We start from the raw sequence: 2,229 nt of genomic DNA, 5'->3' as shown, positions 1-2,229 counted from the left end.
TCATGAAAAGGGCCATATTTTTGAATAACTCATTTTCAAAATAAATAGATATTTTAGAGGGAATTGTGAAGAAATGGTACTTAAACTAAAGGGCAGAATACTTAAATAAGAAATTTATTTATGGTAAAATTTAACTGATAAGGGGAAGGTGTTTTGGAAAATTTAATTTTGACATTTTTTATCTTACTTTTAATATCGCTTAATGTTGTTTTCTTTACATTGTTTAAAAAAAGAAAATTAAATCTTATAGTTTCAGGTATCATTATGGTGGTACTTGCTCCAGTGATTGGTTTTTCAAGTGGTGCATTATTTCTTCATTTTTATGATTGGAGTTCAGGAGGAACAGGAGAAGGTGCAGGATATGGTGGAGCATTCTTAGGACTTCTAACCTTAGCTAATGGGGTCCTCATTCTGGTGATTGGAATTATTAGATGGATTGTAAAACTGTTCTTGTTAGGAGGTCTAAAAAGTGAAAAATAAAACTCGTTTAATTATTACACTGATATGTAGTTTGCTTGTTTTTGCTTTTGGTATGTTTAGAATACTTACTGAATCACTTTCTTCAGCACCTATGTTTGTAGCATGTTTTTTCGCAATTACTGGGTTTATCGGAATTGTTGCAAACGGGGCAATGCTAAGAAAATCACAATCTAATTAGACAATCCAGACGTGCGATTCCTAAAATGAATCGCTTTTTTCTTGTTCAACTCTCATGAAAACTTAAAAAGCTCAAAACCCAGAAAAAAGCATAACAAAATTGAACCAGTAAAAACGCTTTTTAAAAAAAGGCTGGGCTTTCTGAGTGTTCATTAGACAGGGGAATCCATTTTCATTCTCTGTGGTGAAGCGCTAATTTTTGCGCTTCATGGATGGCTAACGGGTGCGATTGTTCAACAGGAACGTATGCTCACCATTCTATGGTTATTGAAGACAGAAAAAAGAATGACTGCCCAGGAGTTAGCAGACAGGTTGGAAATGATTGTCCGGACAATCTATCGATATATAGATGCATTATGTGCAAGCGGAGTACCGATTATTGCGGATGCTGGCCATAACGGTGGTTATAGCTTGTTAATTGATTTTAAGAAAGCTCCACTTTTCTTTGAAATGTTGAAGGTTTGCACTTCAACTAATGGAGGTTAGTTGAGCAAGGAAAAATCTCCAGGATTGAGGTTGTGATAAATAAGGTTTCCAAAAGGATAAACAAACATATGATAGATATTATTGTTAACAAAGCGAGTGTATTGATAATGGCAATTAGTAAATCTAAATTCGTCTCACTTACCTTTGATGATGGACCATCTCCATACACAAATCAGATTCTTGACATCTTGGGAACCTATAATATTAAAGCAACTTTTTTTGTTGTAGGTAAAGCAGTAATAAAATATCCTGAAATCGTTAAGCGGATAAATAACGAAAAGCATGTTATAGGAAATCATACTTGGAATCATCCAAAAATCACCGATTTATCAGCAAAAGAGTTATCAAGCCAGATCAAAAAAAACAACTTGGAAATAAAAAAAATAATCGGCAAAGAACCGATAATCTTTCGTGCGCCGTATGGTAAGATAGATGATCAATCCCTTAGAATTATTCATGATTCGGGTTTGAAATCAGTATTATGGAATGTAAATAGTAGGGACTGGTCTTTAACAAGTGCAAAAAAGATTGAAAGACGTGTTCTAAAAAAAACAAAGACTGATAGCATCGTATTATTACATGATGGTGATAAATTTGGAAGTGGTCCGAGAGATGCTACTGTTCTCTCTTTGCCAAATATAATTGAGGATTTAATGCAATCAGGTAATAAATTCCTAACTATTCCAGTATTTCATCAAAAGTGTTTTACTATAGAAAAATGGTAATAATTTAAATTTTTCTCCTGAATAGTAACAAATGTGATGAGTGAAACCTCTGATTTTTTCACCCGAATATTAGGTAGTAAGGAAAACTCTATGGAAATTTTCATGTCAAACGAAAATAAACTCTCTCCATTAAGGTATGTGAGACATGTAAATAAAAAGGGGCACTGCTATATTGCAATAAATCACATTCCCTAATCGTCGCACTTTTACTCCTCATTTCTTATTGAACTAATGGGTGCATTTCTTCAAGAAGGAGAAGTGCTCTTTTATAGAAGTTATTGTACTAACGAAGCAGTTGTGCGGCCGAGCATAGGTCGTATCATATAACGGGTGGGATTCCCTTCGAGTAAGAACTAGCCAT

General features: G+C 34.0%; 3 protein-coding genes and 1 pseudogene. All 4 read left to right on the top strand.

Annotation, left to right across the window (positions count from 1 at the left end; translation table 11 throughout):
* The first annotated feature begins 153 nt into the window (after positions 1 to 153).
* The 4 genes and pseudogenes from V7127_RS25750 (at position 154) to V7127_RS25735 (ending at position 1,868) form a co-directional block, all read left to right on the top strand.
* Complete coding sequence (locus V7127_RS25750; RefSeq protein ID WP_335491103.1) at positions 154 to 480, top strand: inner-membrane translocator; 327 nt, start codon at positions 154 to 156, stop codon at positions 478 to 480.
* Positions 470 to 658: a hypothetical protein gene (locus tag V7127_RS25745; protein WP_335348322.1), complete on the top strand. Its 189-nt coding sequence runs from the start codon at positions 470 to 472 to the stop codon at positions 656 to 658. Before V7127_RS25750 ends, V7127_RS25745 begins: the two co-directional genes overlap by 11 nt.
* Before the next feature lie 245 nt (positions 659 to 903).
* A pseudogene (locus V7127_RS25740) lies at positions 904 to 1,110 on the top strand (helix-turn-helix transcriptional regulator); the annotation flags it as partial.
* A gap of 101 nt (positions 1,111 to 1,211) precedes the next feature.
* Positions 1,212 to 1,868, top strand: a complete 657-nt coding sequence (locus V7127_RS25735) for a polysaccharide deacetylase family protein (protein WP_335348320.1) — start codon at positions 1,212 to 1,214, stop codon at positions 1,866 to 1,868.
* Positions 1,869 to 2,229: the final 361 nt, after the last annotated feature.

Source organism: Bacillus sp. JJ1773, from assembly GCF_036962035.1.
Classification (GTDB): domain Bacteria; phylum Bacillota; class Bacilli; order Bacillales; family Cytobacillaceae; genus Cytobacillus.
The sequence above is the reverse complement of the archived record's forward strand: the minus strand, read 5'-3'. Positions and strand labels throughout refer to the sequence as shown.

What these genes read in the sequence shown, in the direction of transcription:
- V7127_RS25735 (WP_335348320.1), top strand. Translation starts at nt 1,212, where the DNA reads ATGATAGATATTATTGTTAACAAAGCGAGTGTATTGATAATGGCAATT.